This is a genomic window from Neisseria brasiliensis, from assembly GCF_009671065.1.
GTDB lineage: Bacteria > Pseudomonadota > Gammaproteobacteria > Burkholderiales > Neisseriaceae > Neisseria > Neisseria brasiliensis.
This window is the reverse complement of sequence record NZ_CP046027.1, coordinates 375,368-394,706: the sequence shown is the minus strand read 5'-3', so window position 1 is coordinate 394,706 and position 19,339 is coordinate 375,368. Positions and strand designations below refer to the sequence as shown.

The 19,339-nt window shown below is 48.0% G+C and carries 19 protein-coding genes, 1 tRNA gene and 5 pseudogenes; 15 read left to right on the top strand and 10 right to left on the bottom strand.

The features are described from left to right. Window positions 1–27: 27 nt before the first annotated feature. From GJV52_RS02135 to GJV52_RS02110, 6 genes and pseudogenes are all read right to left on the bottom strand, one after another. Window positions 28–825 (bottom strand): annotated as a pseudogene (locus tag GJV52_RS02135) (ShlB/FhaC/HecB family hemolysin secretion/activation protein); the annotation flags it as partial. Between the two features lie 328 nt (window positions 826–1,153). After that, window positions 1,154–1,507 (bottom strand): hypothetical protein, encoded by a 354-nt coding sequence (locus GJV52_RS02130; protein WP_095503313.1) that lies wholly within the window; start codon window positions 1,505–1,507, stop codon window positions 1,154–1,156. Continuing rightward, window positions 1,497–1,940, bottom strand: a complete 444-nt coding sequence (locus GJV52_RS02125) for a hypothetical protein (protein ID WP_095503314.1) — start codon at window positions 1,938–1,940, stop codon at window positions 1,497–1,499. The genes GJV52_RS02130 and GJV52_RS02125 overlap by 11 nt, the downstream gene beginning before the upstream one ends. Window positions 1,941–1,990: 50 nt before the next feature. Then, a complete protein-coding gene (locus GJV52_RS02120) occupies window positions 1,991–2,347 on the bottom strand; it encodes a hypothetical protein (protein WP_095503315.1) in 357 nt (118 codons plus the stop codon). 1 nt (window position 2,348) lies between these two features. Further along, on the bottom strand, window positions 2,349–2,696 hold the full coding sequence (locus tag GJV52_RS02115) for a molybdenum ABC transporter ATP-binding protein (RefSeq protein ID WP_198511426.1): 348 nt from the start codon (window positions 2,694–2,696) through the stop codon (window positions 2,349–2,351). A gap of 51 nt (window positions 2,697–2,747) precedes the next feature. Continuing rightward, window positions 2,748–3,146 (bottom strand): phosphoglycerate kinase, encoded by a 399-nt coding sequence (locus tag GJV52_RS02110; RefSeq protein WP_100564589.1) that lies wholly within the window; start codon window positions 3,144–3,146, stop codon window positions 2,748–2,750. A gap of 666 nt (window positions 3,147–3,812) precedes the next feature. On the opposite strand from GJV52_RS02110, the gene GJV52_RS02105 reads away from it, so the two are divergent. After that, complete coding sequence (locus tag GJV52_RS02105; RefSeq protein WP_095503317.1) at window positions 3,813–4,190, top strand: hypothetical protein; 378 nt, start codon at window positions 3,813–3,815, stop codon at window positions 4,188–4,190. 39 nt (window positions 4,191–4,229) lie between these two features. Here GJV52_RS02105 and GJV52_RS02100 read toward each other — a convergent pair whose 3' ends face one another. Then, window positions 4,230–4,493: a Txe/YoeB family addiction module toxin gene (locus GJV52_RS02100; protein WP_095503318.1), complete on the bottom strand. Its 264-nt coding sequence runs from the start codon at window positions 4,491–4,493 to the stop codon at window positions 4,230–4,232. Further along, on the bottom strand, window positions 4,490–4,738 hold the full coding sequence (locus tag GJV52_RS02095) for a type II toxin-antitoxin system Phd/YefM family antitoxin (RefSeq protein WP_195690059.1): 249 nt from the start codon (window positions 4,736–4,738) through the stop codon (window positions 4,490–4,492). Before GJV52_RS02095 ends, GJV52_RS02100 begins: the two co-directional genes overlap by 4 nt. 322 nt (window positions 4,739–5,060) lie before the next feature. Between GJV52_RS02095 and GJV52_RS02090 the strand changes: the two genes are divergently transcribed. The 3 genes from GJV52_RS02090 to GJV52_RS02080 are packed head-to-tail and all read left to right on the top strand — an operon-like array spanning window position 5,061 to window position 6,705. After that, a complete protein-coding gene (locus GJV52_RS02090) occupies window positions 5,061–6,020 on the top strand; it encodes an IS30 family transposase (RefSeq protein ID WP_154212846.1) in 960 nt (319 codons plus the stop codon). Window positions 6,021–6,061: 41 nt separating this feature from the next. Further along, entirely contained in the window at window positions 6,062–6,286 is a 225-nt protein-coding gene (locus GJV52_RS02085; RefSeq protein WP_154212845.1) for an AbrB/MazE/SpoVT family DNA-binding domain-containing protein, read from the top strand. Continuing rightward, the gene (locus tag GJV52_RS02080) at window positions 6,283–6,705 is read left to right on the top strand and encodes a hypothetical protein (RefSeq protein ID WP_100564407.1); all 423 of its coding nucleotides are present in this window, start codon (window positions 6,283–6,285) and stop codon (window positions 6,703–6,705) included. Before GJV52_RS02085 ends, GJV52_RS02080 begins: the two co-directional genes overlap by 4 nt. Here GJV52_RS02080 and GJV52_RS02075 read toward each other — a convergent pair. Next, complete coding sequence (locus GJV52_RS02075) at window positions 6,653–7,222, bottom strand: plasmid fertility inhibition factor family protein (protein WP_154212844.1); 570 nt, start codon at window positions 7,220–7,222, stop codon at window positions 6,653–6,655. The genes GJV52_RS02080 and GJV52_RS02075 overlap by 53 nt on opposite strands. Window positions 7,223–7,620: 398 nt before the next feature. Here GJV52_RS02075 and GJV52_RS13065 point away from each other — a divergent pair, with 398 nt between their 5' ends. From GJV52_RS13065 to GJV52_RS13435, 6 genes and pseudogenes are all read left to right on the top strand, one after another. After that, window positions 7,621–7,797 carry a hypothetical protein gene (locus tag GJV52_RS13065; protein ID WP_195690058.1) on the top strand — a complete coding sequence of 59 codons (177 nt, stop codon included), beginning with the start codon at window positions 7,621–7,623 and terminating at the stop codon, window positions 7,795–7,797. A gap of 125 nt (window positions 7,798–7,922) precedes the next feature. Next, a complete protein-coding gene (locus tag GJV52_RS02070; RefSeq protein WP_100564405.1) occupies window positions 7,923–8,453 on the top strand; it encodes a TrbM/KikA/MpfK family conjugal transfer protein in 531 nt (176 codons plus the stop codon). A gap of 30 nt (window positions 8,454–8,483) precedes the next feature. Beyond that, a complete protein-coding gene (locus tag GJV52_RS02065; protein WP_229439471.1) occupies window positions 8,484–9,359 on the top strand; it encodes a P-loop NTPase family protein in 876 nt (291 codons plus the stop codon). Next, on the top strand, window positions 9,356–9,796 hold the full coding sequence (locus GJV52_RS02060) for a hypothetical protein (protein ID WP_154212843.1): 441 nt from the start codon (window positions 9,356–9,358) through the stop codon (window positions 9,794–9,796). Before GJV52_RS02065 ends, GJV52_RS02060 begins: the two co-directional genes overlap by 4 nt. A gap of 461 nt (window positions 9,797–10,257) precedes the next feature. After that, window positions 10,258–10,347 (top strand): annotated as a pseudogene (locus GJV52_RS13440) (XRE family transcriptional regulator); the annotation flags it as partial. 116 nt (window positions 10,348–10,463) lie between these two features. Continuing rightward, window positions 10,464–11,471, top strand: a pseudogene (locus GJV52_RS13435) (tyrosine-type recombinase/integrase); the annotation flags it as partial. A 47-nt stretch (window positions 11,472–11,518) separates the two neighbouring features. On the opposite strand, the gene GJV52_RS02040 reads toward GJV52_RS13435, so the two are convergent. Further along, window positions 11,519–11,594, bottom strand: a tRNA-Ile gene (locus GJV52_RS02040). Window positions 11,595–11,812: 218 nt separating this feature from the next. On the opposite strand from GJV52_RS02040, the gene ubiD reads away from it, so the two are divergent. From ubiD to pqiB, 5 genes and pseudogenes are all read left to right on the top strand, one after another. Continuing rightward, entirely contained in the window at window positions 11,813–13,291 is a 1,479-nt protein-coding gene (gene ubiD, locus GJV52_RS02035; RefSeq protein ID WP_095501961.1) for a 4-hydroxy-3-polyprenylbenzoate decarboxylase, read from the top strand. Between the two features lie 298 nt (window positions 13,292–13,589). Next, entirely contained in the window at window positions 13,590–14,609 is a 1,020-nt protein-coding gene (locus GJV52_RS02030; protein WP_100564395.1) for a quercetin 2,3-dioxygenase, read from the top strand. A 229-nt stretch (window positions 14,610–14,838) separates the two neighbouring features. Beyond that, window positions 14,839–16,295, top strand: a pseudogene (locus GJV52_RS02025) (DASS family sodium-coupled anion symporter). A gap of 128 nt (window positions 16,296–16,423) precedes the next feature. Beyond that, window positions 16,424–17,716, top strand: a complete 1,293-nt coding sequence (locus GJV52_RS02020; protein ID WP_095501959.1) for a paraquat-inducible protein A — start codon at window positions 16,424–16,426, stop codon at window positions 17,714–17,716. Further along, window positions 17,706–19,295: pseudogene (pqiB, locus tag GJV52_RS02015) on the top strand (intermembrane transport protein PqiB); the annotation flags it as partial. The gene GJV52_RS02020 and the pseudogene pqiB, both read left to right, overlap by 11 nt. Window positions 19,296–19,339: the final 44 nt, after the last annotated feature.

The following is a 19,339-nucleotide window of genomic DNA, read 5'->3' as shown; positions in this document are numbered from 1 at the left end:
AACGGCGAAGTTTTACGGCGCAGCCTGATAAAACAAGTCGCTCAACCCTAAAGGATTGTCAAAAGATAAAGCGGCATTGCCTTGATATTTGCCGGTCGTCTTGCCACCAGCATCGTCTATACCGATGCTGAACCGTACTGGTTTATCCTGCGTCCATTTGACCAGCAAATCGCTTTTTTCTTCTTCTTCAGACGGCATAATCTGAATATCGGCCTCAACGCTCGGCAAACGGCGCAGGTTTTCCAAACCCTGCTCTACATCGCGCAGGTTGAGAATCTGGTTCTTGTATAAAGGAAATTTATTATTGAATGCGCTGATGCTGCCTTGCGCAGGCTCTTTACCCCGTTTTTCTTCATAACGGATGCTGCCAGTTTTACCAGCCGATACATGCAATTCCAAAATTCCCCCAGCCATATCTTGCGGCCGGATAAGGGCTTGCGAAGTGAGGTAGCCGCGTGAGATTAAAATTTGTTGCGCGGCTTTTTGCAGCTTGTCCAAATTATTGGAACCTAGACACATCCCGTTCTCAAAAGCCGTTTCTTTCCTTAACGCAGAAGGAAGAAAAGAAAATGTGCGTTCCGTCTCATCATCTAAACGGAAGTGATTAACCCGAATGCACGGTGTTTCCTCTTCGCTCAGGATATAAGCAATCTTTTCCGATTCTTGCTCAAGGCGCACATCTGTATCAGATACAAGCCCGGCATCTATGTGCTGCTGACGCTGCATGGAGCGGATAAGTTCTGCATCGTTTTCATCGGCAGCTAAGGCTTTAAGGGACATGGCAGCCAGCACTGCAAACAGGCATGGAATAGGAATAAATCTCATAGCGTTAATATTATTTTGGTAATTTAACTTATTTTGTCATAAATTTAAAAATATTTATATATATAAAATGATTTTTATTTCAACAATATAAATATCCATTAAAATGAATCATTGCCCGCCGTAGGGGGCAAGAAAAAAACAGGCGTGGGGGTTTCGCAGGCTGCCGAAGGTGCCGCAGAGATCGCCTAAGTCTGTTTTTTTCTTGGGGGCGTGGGGACGTTTCTGCCGAACCTTGAGAGGCGGTAACGGGGCTGCGGCGGGCGGATTTTATGTCTTCAGAATATCCAATTCATGCCGTCTGAAACCGTTTCAGACGGCATGAGTATGCTCAACAGGCAAAGACTGCGGCTATTCTCCAGCGTCTGCCGATATATTTTTTCTCAAAATCATCCTCTAAACGCTGAATTTCTTTACCGTATTTATCCATTTCATAAATATATTTACCATCAAAACACGGTGAAAATTGTTTCTCTTCTGCAACATCCAGCAAAATCACGTCTAAACTCGCCACATTTTTCAAGCGTAAAAGGTTGGCCATTGCCGTTGTCTCTAGTTCCGTCCCATCTGGAATTTTCCCGTTCAGGCCGTCTGAATGTCGCCATAGGCTCATGAAAATATGCCTTTGCTCTTTTGGGTGCAGCGTTAAAATTTCAGACAACAGACGGTCGGTTTCAGCTTTCATGGCGGATGCCTTTCTCTTCGATTTCCTGTTCAAACCACGCTGCAGGGTTGGCGTAAAACTTCGGCGGAAATACCAATGCCACATGAAAATCAATGTTCGTGTTCTGCCAAAACCAATGAGCCACCACATCAAAGTTGCCGTAAAAACAGATTTCCAGACAGCACCCCATCAGCGCATATTCAAACGAGCCGCTGACACTCCGTATCGTTGCGCCCATGCAGACTTTGACTTGTTTGCGGTCTTCCCCTACTACCATCAGCATTTGATGCAGGCGGCAGTAAAGGTCGATGTCGAAAATCACGGTCATATCGCGGTAATACTTGCCCAAACAGTCAAGGTCTTCATCGGTGCAGTCGATACAGTCAAGCTCATCATCCAACTCCGCCACCATTAGGCGGCAGCCGTCTTTATCATATTCAAATCGGTATTTCATTTCGGTTTCCTTGCTTCGGTTGCAGACGGCCTGAAGGGCGTCTGAAAGGCTTAACGCAAATCTTTGAATGAGGCGTTTTTACCGTGCGGATTATTCGACACCTGCCATTTATGGCCGTCGTGCAGATAAACGAAAGCAATCATCACGCCCATAGAATCAAGGTAGTGTTTCGGGTCGGTAAAACCTTCTACCTCACCCGGTGTCCAGCGGTTTAACGGGCTTTCTTCGGGCGTATCCGCCAGCCAGTCGATATTGCCGCGCCGAAACAGTGCATCAATCTGTGCGGCGGTTCGATAACTGCGCTTCAAGGTTTTACCTGTTTCAGACGGCATACCGTTCAGTTGCACATAAAAAGCCTCCACGCTGCCGTCTGCTTTCAAACGGCCGATATAGCAACGCGTTCCCATCTCAAGCCCTCCCGATTTCCACGATTTCATGAATGCGGCCGTAAACCGCATGGCGTAAGGCGGTTTTATCTGCGGCGCACAGTTCGTACCATTGGCCGTATTGGTTCAGCAGATAGCGTTTCAGCACAGGCGAAAAATCAAACATCCAGCCCATCACGGGAATCCCGCGCCGTGAAAAGCCGTTGTTTTTAACGGCTCGGGTCAGATAGTTTTTTTCTTCGCGGTTCAGACGGCCGCCGCCGTTGATTTTTTCCATCAGTTGCGCCGCTTGGCAATTTTCAGGCGGCTGCTCGCTGGCGGTATCGCTGAATCGGTAACAGCGCACTCTTGGCATAAATTGAGGATTCATTTTTTATTCTCCGTTTGTGCAGACGGCCTGAAGGCCGTCTGAAATAATGATTTACCACCAACTGTCATAGAACACGGCCAGCCCTGCGGCAATAGCGGCACGCGCTTTTTCGATAAAGGCTTTGGTTTCGATGATGTCTTCAGGGTAGATTTCATCATCGCCGAAGAAAAAGCCCGGCGTGTGTTCCAGTTTTTCGCCGTCTAAATCGGCCTCCAAACGCGCCAAGTCTTCAAGCTCCAATCGCACATTGCAGCAGTTGAAAGTGTCTTGGCGGCCGAATTTTTCCCGATACAGTTTTTCCATCCAGCCGTGCAAATGGTTGAACTTGCGCCAGTAGGCAATATCGGTTAATTGCGCCTGTTCGCGTTCTTCATCACGCACATTCACATCAGTTTGACGGTCGCCGACAAACTCGGCACGCATGGTATAGCCGTACATATCCAGTCCCATGAAATCATCCTTTCATAAACATTCATTCATAAGTAAACAACCATCGGGGGCAGCGGCCGCCGTGTTGTGATGTCGTTAAAAATTTCAAAGCGCAAAAAGTCCAGACTGGCTTTGTGCGGCTTTCATCTTTGTCCGGTGCGCCCTTAGTGGCGTGGTGGAAAAGGTGGAAGACGTGCAAAGACACTCGTCTTGGTCTGGACTTTTTGCGCTTTGAAATTTAGACATCAACCAACAACACGGCGGCCGCTGCCCCCGATGGTTGTTTTGAAACCTCCAGCCGCTCTGCGGCGTTTCCGCCTCTTAGGCGGAATCAGGGTGGTAAAACCACCCTGTTTTTGGCACTCGTTGCCTATCCTGCGTTCTAGCAGAAATTCGCTTCTTTCTTACGAAATATCCGTTTTTGAAGGAGGAGGTACGCGCGGAGGGGATATAGAAGTTTTTTCTAATTAGATATAGATAGATTTTGTTAGATATATATTAGATTGATATTTGATTAAACTAGATAAACAATAGTTTTTTATTAAGTCATCTATAAATCTAGTATAGATAAATATTTAGATTTAATTAGATTAAAAAATGGTTTTTAATTAGTTAAATTAGATTGAAATTAGATTTTTATAGATGTAAAATAGACATATACTAGATTAAACTAGATTGGATTTAGATATGGGTATTTCTGTTGAAAATTTCATGGCCGGCCAAGTTGAATCAGGTCGTCAATCGAAACTCGAACCGTTCAAAGATGATATTTTGCTGCTCAAAAAGAATGGTTTTTCCCAAAAACAGATTCAGCAGTTTTTGGCGCAAAACGGTATTCAGGCCGGACTTACTACGATAAACTGGTTTATCCGTTCCCGATTGCAAAATGTAGATTCTGCGACAGAAAAACCGATTAAAAAATCTGATAACGTTAATCAATTAACAAATCACAGTATCCTAGTTTCTAAGCCTGAAATTCAGGTGGCAGATTCGGCGCAAGCTCAGGAAAATCACACGGGAAAATTTAACTGGCAGGAAAAAATTGATACGGAAAAATATAAGTGAAAAAGCCGTCTGAAATTATTCAGACGGCTTTTTAGCCATTCAGCGGCCATAATGGTATCGACAGGCATAAACGGTAACTGTGTTTTCTTCAACCGAGTAAACCAGCCGGTGTTCACGATCTATCCGGCGTGACCATAAACCTGATTTTTGATGACGAAGTTGTTCCGGTTTGCCTATTCCTCTTGGGTGGTTGGCTTTAATGTCGTCCAACAGGGCTTTTATGCGTTCAACCTTCTTTAAATCGTGCTTTTTCCAATACGCCAAGTCTTCGGCCGCGCTTTCCGTGAAACGGTGTACCCTCACAGCTCAACCTCTACAAATTTGCCTTGTTCGGCTTCTGCAATGGATTGCTCCAAACGTGAGGCGTTGGCCGGATTCCCGAAAAGATAAAGTGTTTCCATAATTGAACTGTATTCCTCTTCAGACATTAAAACACAGTTACCACCATTTCTACGGGTAATATGAGTTACGACTTGGTCTTCACACACTCTAGTCATGATATTTGCTAAGTCTTCTCGAGCAGAAGTGTAGCTGATAACATGGTTCATAACGAACTCCTCAATAATCATTTATACCTTTTATTGTACATATATTCTGTACAATTCTCAATTCTTCAAAGTACCATCAAAGCTTAATCCACCATGTCCAATTACAGCTATTTATCCACAAAAGCTGTATATATCCATATCAAAAAATAATCATATATCCACTAAACTCCTGTATCAGCGAAGCTTTCAATTAAATGCACAAAAAACAAGCACCTTATATTTTATGTAAGTGCTTACATTCGCCTAACAAGTGCAATTTCCAATAACAGAAAAGGCCAGTATGCGGTGGTATACTGCCTTTCCTGACAAGAAAGATTGCAATATGGCCTACACACAACTGACCTCACACCAAAGATACTACATTTCCAGACATTACCGCAACCTACCCCTAAACCAAATCGCACAGAACATCGGTTGTCATCTCGCCACCGTCAGTCGGGAAATCAGACGGCATTCCGTCAACGGAACCTACTGTTACCGAAAAGCACAACAGCAAAGCGAAGTTAAAAAGAAAAACAAAAAGCCAACCAAACTGACTACTGCCGTCAAACAGACTGTTAACAAACTGATTACCCAAAAATACAGCCCCGAACAAGTCTGCGGCTACCTGCTGAAACATCAACACATCAAACTGCACCACAGCACCCTTTACCGCTATCTCGCCAAAGACCGTCAAAACGGCGGCGACCTGTACACCCATCTGCGTATCGTTTCCAAACCCTACCGCAGAAAATACGGCAGCGGCGCATGGACAAAAGGCAGCGTACCGGACAGAACCGACATTGAACACAGACCTGCCATTGTCGATCAAAAAGAGCGGGTCGGCGATTTCGAGATGGACACCATTGTCGGTAAAGACCAAAAAAGCGGACTGGTGGTTGCTGTTGAAAGAAAAACCAAATTTGTCGTTATCCGCAAAATCAGCAATTTCAAAGCAGAAGATGTAGCCCGGGTAGTGATTCGGGCATTGAAGCCGTTTAAAGATATCATTCAAACGATTACTTTGGATAACGGTAAAGAGTTTTACCGACATAAAACCTTTGCCAAAGCCCTGGGTGCGGAAACTTACTTCTGCCGTCCATACCATTCTTGGGAAAAAGGCTTGGTGGAGAATACCAACGGGCTGATCAGACAATACTTCCCAAAGGGGACGGATTTTAGGAAACTGGGTGCTAAAAAGATTAAAGCGGTTGAGGAGGCCCTTAACCGCCGACCGAGAAAGACATTGGACTATGAGACACCGGGTGATCTGTTTTCAGCAGCCCTTGCCAATGGCATTTGAGCGTTGCACTTGAAATGCGAATGTAAGTATTTTTAGGAGGGTTGAAATGGAAACCAAGTATTTTGTGTCTCACGACGGCAACCGTTGTGGTCTGTTTCGTCATGCTTGAGCAGGCTGAGTATTATATTCGCGAAGAAAACGGCAAAATTGTGATTGAACCTGTTAAAAGCAGGTATTGCTTGGATCAGCTTCTGTCTGCCATTATCGATGACAACCTTCATCAGGAAATTTCGAGCGGCGAACCTGTCGGCAAGGAATTGTTATGAGCAAAAACTATATACCGGATGTAGGGGATATTATTTGGAAGAGCGAGATGGGCAATAATCATGAGCAAAAGATACTGGTTCTGTCCGTATTACTTGCCCGAGAAGCATTTACCGTTATCAGAAATCTCGGCTTCGGACGTGATGGTTTGTACGATTCGGAAAACCGGCCTGTCAAGAATTTGGATATTTCCGATTTGCGGCAACGGCTGAATCCGGCAGGGCAATTGGCCGAAGCATTGCACAGCCTGCCTACGGGTCGAAGTATGGACGATGTTGCTTTTACGGTACGGTGTATGGAGCGTTTCTTGCTGCTGAATCCGCAATATGCGGATGGACGTTACTATTTTAAGGCGTATTTGGACGAAATCAGGGCATTAGTCCCCGATATTGATGATTTAGTGTTTGGAAATGATGATTGAGAAAGTCATGGCAGGCATAAATACTGCATCCGGTTTTGCCCGCAGCTTGCTGTAAGAGCATGGCATTCTGACGGGTTTTACTGAACACCGGTAAATATTCCGCTCCGTTGGCAAGTAGCCAAACGGTTCTTGTCAGGCTATCGGAGAAAACAATGCCTTTATCTTTATCAAAAGTTAACTCACTGATAACTGGAACGGGAGATTTTCTGCCTTGGTTGAACAGAAATCCCGTATTCTGAAATTTTCTGTCTTTACGCCACAATATTTCATTTCCCAAATGATAGTTTGGGTAGTCCTCATCATTTTTCGACATACGCCACGCATCGAGAAATAAGGTGGTGTCAAGCAGCAGGATATATCCGCTGTGGTAAGGGTAATCATGAAATGGCAGGAACATATATACTGTTCTGCTCTTAACCGGGATTTCAAAAATCAAAAAGGGTTCGACTGGAGAACTGTTATTGAGTGTAAATTCGTATTTAATATCCCAATCAAGTTTTAAGGGTTTAAGTTCCATGGGCATTTCCTGTTTCGTGAAAAGAGAAGATGTGGTAATCCAATCTTAACACGGGCAGCGGAATGCCCGCCTATGCAAAGGCCGTCTGAAAGTGTGTATTTCAGACGGCCTTTTGTTCCTACCGTCGTTTCAGACGGCCGGCAACTCAGCGGCTGAGATACAAAAGACTGAGGGGTTACGATACCGTAGCGTGTGTGATGTCCTGTACAAGCACTTTGGCCGTGAACCAATTAGCAGTAGCGGCAGCCTTTGAACAATCGCGGTTTCGGGCCTTATCAGCCCGTTGCCGTTATATCCGTGTGCGCTGATAACGCTGGCTACCGGCGACAGGTCGGGGAGCAGGTGGAAGCCCTGCGCTTTTTAGTGAAAACCAATCCTGAATGTGGAAGGAGATTGAAATGTTTGCGAAAAAAAGCCGTCTGAAAAAATGTCGTGAACGTCTGCTCGGACGTTACGGTTCGATGAAGGATGCGGTCAAACAGGTGGATTTGCTGATGCGCGGCAATATGGATTTGTGTGTGAACATCGTGCAGGTCGGCCGTCAGTTTGAAGTCCGCGCAATCGCGTGGCAATGAAAAAGCGCTTTGTTTCCAAAACGGCTTTTTCTTGGGAGAAATGGATAATCTCGTAGGGGTACGGTGATTATCCTTTTTTTCGTCTATCAATGCAATATCTGCCGTTGTGCAGATGGGGAGCGAATATGAAGAAGTGTTTACCTGCGGCGGCTGTGGCCGTTGCACTGATGGCGGTGTTGCCGGCTCAGGCAGACGATCTGCTGACCGGTGATGTCCGTTTGGCTTGCGAGGCGACTTTGTGCCTGTCGTCGGGGGAGCGTCCCAGCGAGTGTGCGCCTTCGCTGAAGCGTTATTTTTCCATCAAACACCGCAAGCTGTCGGACACCATCAAAGGCCGTCTGAATTTCCTGAAGCTGTGTCCGGCCAGCAATGAAGAGAACATGCCGCAGTTGGTCGACGCGATTGCTCACGGTGCGGGCCGTTGCGACGCTAAGGAACTGAACCGCGTCATGCGCTACACAGTACAAGTTCGTGAGTGCCCCCGTTATCGCACTCGTGATCGTGATAGCTGCCCAATCGTCAAAAAAACCTATGTCCGTCCGTCTAAGCCGTCGTATTGCAAAGCCTATTTTGAACATGGTTGGACAACGGCCGGTGATGCCGTCCGCTATGTCGGCGAAGAGAAAAACGGCGGCAGATGGGTGGACGTGCGTTAAGTTCACTCCTGCTTCAGCATTCGGCATAAAGTGTTAAAGCAGTTTTGGCAGCCTCAATCGGGGCTGCTTTTTTTACAAACGAAAGCCTGTTCGGACGAGCAGGTTTCTTTTTGTGAAAAACATGCTCAAACAAAACGAAAGGTTTATGCCATGAAAGAAGTTCATTTTATTGCACAAGGTAAGGGCGGTGTCGGTAAATCAACGATTGCAAGCTTTTTGGGCGATTATTTAAAGACTAAAGCCAGTGAGCAGTTACATTGCTTTGATACTGACCCGGTGAATCCTACATTTAGCCGTTATGCTGCATTAGAGCCGGGAATTGTCAAAATTTTGACCGATGCAAACAACATTGATGCCCGTTTCTTTGATGGTTTGATTGAAAGACTGGTAAGTGATGAAGGTATTGCAGTAATTGATAATGGTGCGGCTACTTTTGTGCCGCTGATGTCATATATGGCAGAGAATGAAGTGCCGGCGTTTTTGGCTGAAAATGGTATCCGCATGATTATCCATGTGCCATTAGCCGGTGGACAATCATTGCAAGACTGTATGACCGGTTTGAGTCAAACATTAAACAGCAATAGTGCGGAAATTGTCGTGTGGCTGAATGATTTTCAAGGTGTGATTGAGAAAGACGGTAAAGGGTTTACTGATTTTAAAGTCTATCAGGCTAATCAAGACCGCATTATCGGCATAGTTCATATCCCAAATCGCAACCCTGATACCTTCGGAGCGGATATTAAGGAAATGACGACTAAAAACCTGACTTTGACCGAGGCGCAAAACTCTGGTGCTTTCGGCTTAATGCCCCGCCAACGCCTGCGCACGGTGCAGCGTGATTTGTACAGCCAACTGGACAAAATTCCGTTCTTGGCCACAGCCGGCGCAAGTGAAGAGGACGCATGATGAGTAAGCAGGCAAATGTAGAAGCCATCATTGCCGAAGTCTTTCGCACGTCCGGCATCAAGCTGACGGCAGACGACCCTGTAATTGCTATTCTGCTGGTACAGGAAGCCCGTCTGAAAACCTTGTTTGAGGAGCAGCGTATCAGCATTCAGCAAGGCTTGGCCGGATATGCTGCGGATATGGACGATTCTCTGAAGGCTACGGTAAAGGCGGCGGAAGAGCTGAAAATCTATCGGGAACAGATTCTGACAGAGCTGTTGGCCAAAAACGATGAACAGCTTAAAGAAAGCGGAGGCCGTATTTATGCGGCCATGCAGCCGAAGATTGCGGCTCAGAACAAGGCATTGGCAGACGAAATTGCCGCCAAGATGAACCGGTCTTGGCTGGTGGCCATATTGCTTTGGTTTGCTGTTTTGTTGGTTCTGACGTATTGGTAGCCGTTATCTTGTATTACACCGCGTATAGATTCTATGAGCTTTTGTCTCTCATCGTTTCCAGCAAGAGCTATAGCGACCTACGCTGTCTTACCGAAATTATCCGAGAAGCCGAAAACTTAACAGACCCTGTTTTGAAAGAATTGTCTGAATGGGCAAAGCAAGATGTAAAGAAGTTTTTAAAGAAACAATAAGAGGGCGACTTTATGCTGACAGAAGAAAAAAACGGCGGTTGTTACGGTAAAAGTGTATCCGTCGTTTGTTCCGACGGAAGACCAGTTTCCGCACTACCGGCTGGTTCCGCTGGATGTAGACAGGCAGGGTTATCTCTGCCTGCTTTTCTATATTAAGCCGGGCAGCTTTCTGATGTTGGAGCCGCGTATCAAACGATATGCGGCAATCAGAAAGCTGACTTTGCTGTTGGAAAATGCGGTGTATCCGATTTTTGAAATTGGGAGGGTTTGATGCAGCTCACTTTTAACGTTGTTGAAGCAGCAGCATACTGCAAATGCCACCCTGAAACCATTCGGGAACATATTCGGGAAGGCCGTCTGAAAGCATCCAAACCCGGACGTGCCTACTGTATTACAAAGTCTGCCCTTGACGCATTTCTCATGGATTTGGAAAATGCTCAGGTGCAGGCATCACTCGAAAGCAGGAGTGAAGAAAAATGCCGATATATAAACGAAAAAATGGCGTGTGGTATGTTGATATCACAACACAAAGCGGCCAGTGAATTAGACAAACGACTGGCACCAAAAACGAGCAAGAAGCGCAAAGGCTCTACCATAAACTAAAGTATGAATTATGGTCTGCCCGACATTTTGATGAGAAACCGGACAAGTTATGGGAAGAAGCTGCCCTACGGTGGATTGATGAAATGCAGGCTAAAAAGAGCATTGCCAACGATTTATGCCGATTAAGGCGGCTTCCTGAACTGCGCGGTCGCTATCTGCATCATTTAAGCCGTGAATTTATCATGGCAGTGGTGGCCGCCAAGCAGTGCTCAGACAGTACCAAAAACCGGTATCTTGCCTTGATTCGCGCAATATTGAATAAGGCTGTCAAAGAGTGGGAGTGGTTGGATAAAGCCCCTTATCTGAAGCTTTATCAAGAGCCGAAAAGACGTATCCGCTGGTTGACAAGACAAGAAGCCGAAAGGTTGATTGCCGCATTGCCGCCATATATGGCCGACATGGCTGTATTTAGCTTGGCAACAGGTTTAAGGCAGAGGAATGTTTTAGATTTGGAATGGCAGCAATTGGACTTGTCTGCCCGGACAGCTTGGATACACGCTTCAGACAGTAAGTCGGGTAGGGCGATAGGTGTTGCTTTGAATGATACGGCTGTTGCCGTGTTGTCAAAACAGATGGGGAAACATCCCCGATTTGTTTTTACACAGCCTAATGGCCGTAAGGTTTTGAGTATTAGTTCCCGTATTTGGAAAAACGCTTTGGAGAAAGCGGAAATTACTGATTTCCGTTGGCATGATTTGCGTCATACATGGGCTAGCTGGCTGATTCAAGCAGGTGTCCCGTTGGCTGCATTGCAAGAGATGGGTGGTTGGGAAAGCATTGAAATGGTGCGCCGCTATGCCCATTTGTCTGCGGAGCATTTGCAGAATCATGCGGCTTTACTGGATAGGATGGGGCTGGCGGATGGCGCTAATTTGGCACACTTGGAAAAAGGAAAGGAGAAGGTTATTTCCCAAGTGGTTGATTTATATGGTGGGTCCGGTGGGTTTCGAACCCACGACCAAGGGATTATGAGTCCCCTGCTCTAACCCCTGAGCTACAGACCCGTCAGAAGTAGGGGCGTATTGTATCATAATTTAACCGCTTCGCAAGATTGCGAAATAAGGGTAAATCAAGGCAAATCACGCGGTGTAGAATGCCGTGGTATGGATATATGGTTTCAACGCGGCTCAATTGGGCAAAACGCGTTATAATCAGTCCCATTGTTTCGGCAAAGCTTAATCATAAGGCCGTCTGAAAAACATTCGGCTGAAAGAGAGTCAAAATGAAATACAAAGACTTACGAGATTTTATCGCGCAGCTTGAAGCGCAAGGCAAGCTCAAGCGGATTTCCACGCCGGTGTCGCCGGAGTTGGAAATGACTGAGATTGCCGACCGCGTGTTGCGTGCAGAAGGGCCGGCGTTGCTGTTTGAAAATCCGGTACGCGCCGATGGTACGCGCTACGGCTATCCGGTGTTGGCCAACTTATTCGGCACGCCCGAACGTGTGGCGATGGGCATGGGCGAAGACAGCGTATCGAAATTACGCGAAATCGGCCAAACGCTGGCTTATTTGAAAGAACCCGAGCCGCCTAAAGGCATTAAAGATGCGTTTTCCAAATTGCCTTTATTGAAAGACATTTGGAGCATGGCGCCAAACGTGGTGAAAAACGCGCCTTGCCAAGAAATCGTGTTAGAAGGCGAGGCGGTCGATTTGTATCAACTGCCGATTCAGCATTGCTGGCCGGAAGACATCGCGCCTTTGGTGACATGGGGCTTGACCGTGACCCGCGGCCCGAATAAAAAACGTCAAAATCTCGGCATTTACCGCCAACAATTAATCGGCAAAAACAAGCTGATTATGCGCTGGTTGTCGCACCGCGGTGGTGCGTTGGATTATCAGGAATTCCGCAAGCAAAATCCCGATACGCCGTATCCTGTTTCCGTGGTGTTGGGTTGCGATCCGGCTACTATTTTGGGCGCGGTCACGCCGGTGCCCGATGCCTTGAGCGAATATCAGTTTGCCGGTTTGCTACGCGGCTCGCGTACCGAATTGGTAAACTGTATCGGCAACGATTTGCAGGTGCCGGCGCGGGCGGAAATCGTGTTGGAAGGTGTGATTCATCCGAATGAAACCGCGCTGGAAGGCCCTTACGGCGACCACACCGGCTATTACAACGAGCAGGATTGGTTCCCCGTGTTTACTGTCGAGCGCATCACTATGCGCAAAGACCCGATTTACCATTCCACCTACACCGGCAAACCGCCTGATGAACCGGCCGTGCTCGGCGTGGCGTTAAACGAAGTATTTGTGCCGCTTTTGCAGAAGCAATTCCCCGAAATCGTCGATTTCTACCTGCCGCCGGAAGGCTGCTCTTACCGTATGGCGGTGGTGTCGATGAAAAAACAATACGCCGGACACGCCAAACGCGTGATGATGGGCTGCTGGAGTTTCCTGCGCCAGTTTATGTACACCAAATTCATCATTGTGGTCGATGAAGATGTGGACGTGCGCGACTGGAAAGAAGTCATCTGGGCGGTTACCACGCGCATGGATCCGGTGCGCGATACCGTTTTGGTGGAAAATACGCCGATTGATTACTTGGATTTTGCCAGTCCGGTCAGCGGTTTGGGCGGTAAAATGGGCTTGGATGCCACTAATAAATGGCCGGGCGAAACTGATCGCGAATGGGGCAGGGTGATTGAAAAAGATCCTGCCACCGTGGCCAAGGTGGATGCTATGTGGAAAGATTTGGGCTTGTAACAATGGTATGGTAAGGCCGTCTGAAAAAATATTTTTTCAGACGGCCTTTTATTTTGTTTATAAACCGTAGAATTTATACATACAGTTTAGTAAAACATTCTGCTTACACGTTTTCAAACTTGCTGCTATATTAACAAATACATAAATCAACTCTAAAGGAGAAACCATGAAAGCTGCTGTTTTTATCAAGCATACACTGGCTGCCGCCTTGTTGTCGGTGGGTTTGAGTGCTGTTGCCGCCCCATCGCCACAAGCCAAGCAACCGCCGTAAGACTTTTCAGCCATTCAAGCCGTGACCTTGGAGAACAAATTACCGGGACGCAAGATTCCGTATTTTATCCGCAATGACGAAGGTGAGCGCCGTTTGGTTGGCGGCATGGTGTTGAACACCATCGCGCGTGCGGTTGATACCGATGGCGATTATGAGATGATGACTTGGGTGGGCGGCAAGGAAGCCGGTTTGCCGTTGTATAGTCTGAAAAACTCACATCAGGCATTTTATGTGATTGAGGGTAAAGTCGAATTTTGGCTGGACGGCAAATATTACCTGCTCACGCCGGGCGATTATGCCAGCGTGCCACCAGGTGTGAAAGCCGCATTCCGTTTCCAAAACCAACGCAATAAAATCTTGTTGTGGGCAACCGGCCGCGATACGTACCAATCATTCAGCCGCATGGGTGAGCCGTTTAGCGGCCATGTGCAGCCTGAAACAGCCAAAGCCGGTTTCAGCCGCGAGCAATTGTTGGCGGCGACCACGCAAAACGGCAGCTTAACTTGGTTTGGCGAGCCTAAAGCCAAACGCCAAGCGGCCAAAATGACCTTGGATAAAGCACCAAACCGTGCCCAAGCGTATGTATTGGCCGAAGGTGCAGGCGAACGTTATGTGGTGGGCGACCAAATGTTTACTTATTTGGGCGATGCCAAAGCAAGCGACGGCCGCTTTATCGCCTTGTTGACCGAAGGGCCGAAAGGCGATATGGTGCCGCCGCATTTTCATGGCGAACATACCGAGATTTTCTATCCGCTGATTGGCCGCGTGAATATGCTGGGCAACAAACAGCAGCTTGAAGCACAACCGGGCGATGCGGTACACATTCCTGCCGGCGTGGTGCACAGCTATCAAATCAAAGACCATTACACCAAGTTTATCGGCTTCTTAACGCCGGCGGTGTTCGATAATTTCTTCCGCACTTTAGGCGACCCGTGTCAAGGCCGCGTATATCCGAGCCAACCGGGTCCGGTGCAATTCCAGCGTGTGATTCAGAATATCGACAAGTTGGATATTTACCTGCAAGGCGGCAAGCCCGAAGGAAAGTAATGAGCGGTTATTGATCTAAGCTTAAAAGGCCGTCTGAAAGGTATTTTTTCAGACGGCCTTTGGTTTTTGTTCACGCATGTTGCCCAAAAATCAGAATATTTGTATCAAAATAATATCGAATTTATTGTGATACATCAAAGTTAGAGGGTAGGGAGTTGGGATTATACTGTTGCTAACAAATATTAAATCCCGATTTCACACATACAAGAGCTTGATGATGGACAAGAAAATAGGTTTTAAGCCGATTCCGACTGCGGTTGCGGTGGCGTTGGCTTTGTTGATTTGGTTTGTGATTCCCGTGCCTGAAGGGGTAACGCCCGACGGCTGGCATTTGTTGGCAATGTTTGTCGGCGTGGTGGCAGCGATTATCGGCAAAGCCATGCCGATTGGTGCGATTGCGATGATTGCCATTACCTTAGTGGCGCTTACCGGTGTCACCAACGACACGCCTTCGGGTGCGATTAAAGATGCGCTGTCGAGCTTCTCCAGCTCACTGATTTGGCTGATTGGTGTGGCGATTATGATTTCGCGCGGCATTTTGAAAACCGGTTTGGGCGCGCGCATCGGTTATCTGTTTATCGCCGTATGGGGTAAAAAAACCTTAGGCATCGGCTATAGTTTGGCTTTGTCTGAATTGCTGTTGGCGCCGGTGACGCCGAGCAATACCGCGCGTGGTGGCGGCATTATCCATCCGGTGATGAAGGCGATTGCCTCAAGCTACGATTCCGATCCGGAAAAAGGTACGCAAAACCGCATGGGTAAATACCTGTCGCTGGTGAATTACCACAGTAATCCGATTACATCGGCCATGTTCATCACCGCCACGGCACCGAACCCGCTGGTGGTGGAATTGGTGGCCAAGGCAACCAACAGCGATATCGAGCTGAGTTGGGGCACATGGGCGCTGGCGATGTTTGTGCCGGGTTTGATTGCCATGATTTTGATGCCGACGGTGCTGTATTTCATTGCACCGCCGGAAGTGAAAGAAACCCCAATGCCATGCAATTTGCCAAAGACCGCTTGAAAGAGCAGGGACCGATGAGCCGCGGCGAATGGATTATGCTGGGCATTTTCGGCATTTTGCTGTTTTTGTGGGCAGGTATTCCGGCATTGCTGCTGGGCAAAGCGTATGCCGTTGATGCGACAACCACCGCGTTTATCGGCTTGTCACTGCTGCTGCTTTCGGGTGTCTTGACGTGGGATGACATCTTGAAAGAAAAAAGTGCGTGGGACACCATCACTTGGTTTGCCGCCTTGGTGATGATGGCCACCTTTTTGAACAAGCTCGGCGTGGTGACCTGGTTTTCAGGCTTGTTGGAAAGCGGTATCGCCAGCACTGGCATGGGCTGGATGGGCGCATGTGCCTTGCTTTTACTGGCTTATTTATACGCGCACTATATGTTTGCCAGCACCACCGCCCACATTACCGCCATGTTCGGTGCCTTTTACGCCGCCGGTATTGCTTTGGGCGCGCCGCCGATGCTGTTTGCTTTATTGATGGCCGCCGCTTCCAACATTATGATGACCTTAACCCACTACGCCACCGGCACCGCGCCGATTATCTTCGGCTCGGGCTATTCGACGCTGGGAGAATGGTGGAAAGTCGGCTTTATCATGAGCGTGGTCAATCTGCTGGTGTTTGTGGTGATTGGCGGTATTTGGTGGAAAGTATTGGGCTATTGGTAAGGTAATTGGCTATTGAGGCCGTCTGAACATGATTGTTCAGACGGCCTTTTGCAATGTTTCGCTGCTATCAGCTTGTTTTTGCTATATAATGCCGACCTTGATAAAGTTTTTATTCCACACCCGATTTCATGAAACTGTTTCCGACCTACCGACGCTGGTGGCGTTTTAAATCGTTCCGCAACGATGCCACTTTACCGGCGCACACGGTGGATTGTCCAGATTGCGGTAGCCGCACCGACATTCCGCGTTTGCAGCAGGGGCAGGAAGCGCATTGCCCGACGTGCAATCATGAGCTGGTTCAGGTCGAAAAAAATCCCTACATTGCGCCATTGGCCTATGCGACCACATCGCTGATTTTAATGGCTTTTGTGTACACCATGCTGTTTATGAAAATCGAGATGATCGGGGTGGTGTCGATTTTGACTTTGCCGGAAATGATGCGGCTGCTGGTGTTGCAGGAATTCGGTTTCTTGGCCGAAGTGATGTTTATTCTGACATTCGGCACGCCCTTGCTGTTTTTGCTGATGTGTGTGTATGTGTATTCGGCATTGGTCATGGAAAAAATGCTGCCGGCGTTGTTTTATTGCACGCGCGTACTGGTACGCTTGCGGCATTGGATTATGGTCGATGTGTTTTTTGTGTCGACACTGGTGGCGTATATTAAATTATCGTCGGTGTCGGAAGTGACATTCGGGCCGGCTTTTTATCTGATGCTGGTGTTGGCGGTGATGCTGATTCGCACATCGGTGTCGATTCCGCAGCACTGGGTTTATTATAAAATTCATCGCATTTTAGGCCATAATGCTGTTCAGACGGCCTCTGAAGATAAAATCTGCTGCAGCCGCTGCCTGTATTTTCGCGATGCCGGCGAGCAGACCTGCGGCGTGTGCGGTGCGGATTTATACCGCCGCCGTCCGTATAGTTTGCGTATTTCGCTGTGTTTTCTAATCGCGGCGGCAATTTTGTATGTGCCGGCGAATTTGCTGCCGATTATGATTTCGTCCAACCCGACCGCGCTGGAAATCAACACCATCATGAGCGGCATCATTTATATGTGGCACGATGGTGATAAGCTGATTGCGGCGATTATTTTCAGCGCCAGTATTTTGGTACCGGTGTTGAAGATTGTGGCGATGGCGGTGTTGATTGCCTCTGCCTATTTCAAGCCGCCACTTGATGCGCCTTGGATGTCGGTGATGTATCGGATTACCGAATCGGTCGGCCGCTGGTCGATGATTGATATTTTTGTGATTATTATTTTGATGAGCGCGTTTCACACCAATATGGCACGGGTGGTGCCGGGAGAAGCCGCTGTGTATTTCTGCTTGGTGGTCTTGCTCACCATGCTTTCTGCTTATTTTTTCGATCCGCGCCTGATTTGGGACAAAGTTTCAGACGGCCATAATGAATATGAACGATAATTTAAACCAACCTGACAACGATTTACCGCCTCCGCCCCCACCGGCACGTATTAAAAAAACCAACGTATTCACGTCGGTGGTATGGCTGATTCCGCTGATTGCCCTGATTGCTGGCGGTTGGCTGCTGATGAAGCAAATCCGCAATACCGGCCCGACCATCACGCTGCTGCTTGACAGCGCTGATGGCATTGAAGTCAACAATACCGTGATTAAAGTGTTGAACGTAGATGTCGGCCGCATCGCCAAAATTAAATTGCGCGAAGACCGCAAAGGCGTGGAAGCCACGGCGCAATTGAGTGCCGATGCGCAAGATTTAATCCGTAAAGACACGCAATTTTGGGTGGTCAAACCGCGTATCGATCAGAGCGGCGTGACCGGCTTGGGTACGCTGCTTTCCGGCTCATACATCGCCTTTACTCCGGGTACCAGTGCGGAAGAAGAATCGGTGTTTAAAGTGTTGGATATTCCGCCGATTGCCGCCATCGGTCAAAGTGGTTTGCGTTTGAAATTGGCCGGCTCCAACGACAAAATTTTGAGTGTAAGCAGTCCGGTTTTATATGAAAACTTTATGGTGGGTCAGGTGGAAAGCGCGCGTTTCGATCCCGATGACCAAACCGTGCATTACACCATCTTCATCCAAAGCCCGAATGACAAACTGATTCATGCGGAAAGCCGTTTCTGGTTGGAAAGCGGCATCAATATTCAAACATCGGGTAGCGGCATCCAAGTGCATTCGGCGCCGCTGCCGGCTTTGCTCTCGGGTGCGATTGCGTTTAGTTCGCCGAAAACCGATGATGCGCAATCGGTTAAAAACGAAGACACCTTCACGCTTTACGACAGCCGCAGCGAAGTGGAAAACCTGCCGGACGACCGCTCGCTTTACTACACTGCCTTTTTCAAACAATCCGTACGCGGTTTGAGCGTGGGCGCGCCGGTGGAGTACAAAGGCATCAACATCGGTGTGGTGTCGGATGTGCCGTATTTTGCCCGCAACGACAGCCTGCAATTGTTTGCCAACGGCTGGATTCCCGTACGCATCCGCCTTGAGCCGTCGCGTTTGGAAATGAATGCCGATATGCAAAGTAAAGCGCATTGGCAGCAGCAATTTCAGACGGCCTTAAACCGCGGCCTGACTGCCACCATCGCCAGCAACAACCTGATTACCGGCAGCAAATTGGTCGAGCTGACCGACGAGCCGTCTTCCTTGCCGAAGCTGAAACCGCATACCGTATATGGTGGCGATACCGTGATTGCCACGCGCAGCGGCGGCTTTGATGATTTGCAGGCACAATTGGCGAACTTGTTGGAAAAATTCAATAAGCTGCCGCTGGAGCAAACCGTCGGCAACCTGAATACATCGTTGGCCGAATTGAAAACCACTTTGCAATCCGCCACCACGACGTTGAATTCGGTGGATAAACTGATCGGCAAATCGCAAACGCAGAATATTCCGAACGAAATCAACCAAACCTTAAAAGAATTGCGCCAAACCCTGCAAGGCGTATCGCCGCAATCGCCGATTTACGGTGATGTGCAAAACACCTTACAGAGCATTGTTGACGTCCTTCCCTCCCTGAAGGGAGGGAATTCCTACGGCGATTTGTGAACGGCATTGAGCCATTC

Bases quoted from the DNA above. Each gene is read 5' to 3' on its own strand.
- GJV52_RS02130 (WP_095503313.1), bottom strand. From the start codon at position 1,507: ATGAAAGCTGAAACCGACCGTCTGTTGTCTGAAATTTTAACGCTGCAC.
- GJV52_RS02125 (WP_095503314.1), bottom strand. From the start codon at position 1,940: ATGAAATACCGATTTGAATATGATAAAGACGGCTGCCGCCTAATGGTG.
- GJV52_RS02120 (WP_095503315.1), bottom strand. From the start codon at position 2,347: ATGGGAACGCGTTGCTATATCGGCCGTTTGAAAGCAGACGGCAGCGTG.
- GJV52_RS02115 (WP_198511426.1), bottom strand. From the start codon at position 2,696: ATGAATCCTCAATTTATGCCAAGAGTGCGCTGTTACCGATTCAGCGAT.
- GJV52_RS02110 (WP_100564589.1), bottom strand. From the start codon at position 3,146: ATGGGACTGGATATGTACGGCTATACCATGCGTGCCGAGTTTGTCGGC.
- GJV52_RS02105 (WP_095503317.1), top strand. From the start codon at position 3,813: ATGGGTATTTCTGTTGAAAATTTCATGGCCGGCCAAGTTGAATCAGGT.
- GJV52_RS02095 (WP_195690059.1), bottom strand. From the start codon at position 4,738: ATGAACCATGTTATCAGCTACACTTCTGCTCGAGAAGACTTAGCAAAT.
- GJV52_RS02090 (WP_154212846.1), top strand. From the start codon at position 5,061: ATGGCCTACACACAACTGACCTCACACCAAAGATACTACATTTCCAGA.
- GJV52_RS02080 (WP_100564407.1), top strand. From the start codon at position 6,283: ATGAGCAAAAACTATATACCGGATGTAGGGGATATTATTTGGAAGAGC.
- GJV52_RS02075 (WP_154212844.1), bottom strand. From the start codon at position 7,222: ATGGAACTTAAACCCTTAAAACTTGATTGGGATATTAAATACGAATTT.
- GJV52_RS13065 (WP_195690058.1), top strand. From the start codon at position 7,621: ATGTTTGCGAAAAAAAGCCGTCTGAAAAAATGTCGTGAACGTCTGCTC.
- GJV52_RS02070 (WP_100564405.1), top strand. From the start codon at position 7,923: ATGAAGAAGTGTTTACCTGCGGCGGCTGTGGCCGTTGCACTGATGGCG.
- GJV52_RS02060 (WP_154212843.1), top strand. From the start codon at position 9,356: ATGATGAGTAAGCAGGCAAATGTAGAAGCCATCATTGCCGAAGTCTTT.
- ubiD (WP_095501961.1), top strand. From the start codon at position 11,813: ATGAAATACAAAGACTTACGAGATTTTATCGCGCAGCTTGAAGCGCAA.
- GJV52_RS02020 (WP_095501959.1), top strand. From the start codon at position 16,424: ATGAAACTGTTTCCGACCTACCGACGCTGGTGGCGTTTTAAATCGTTC.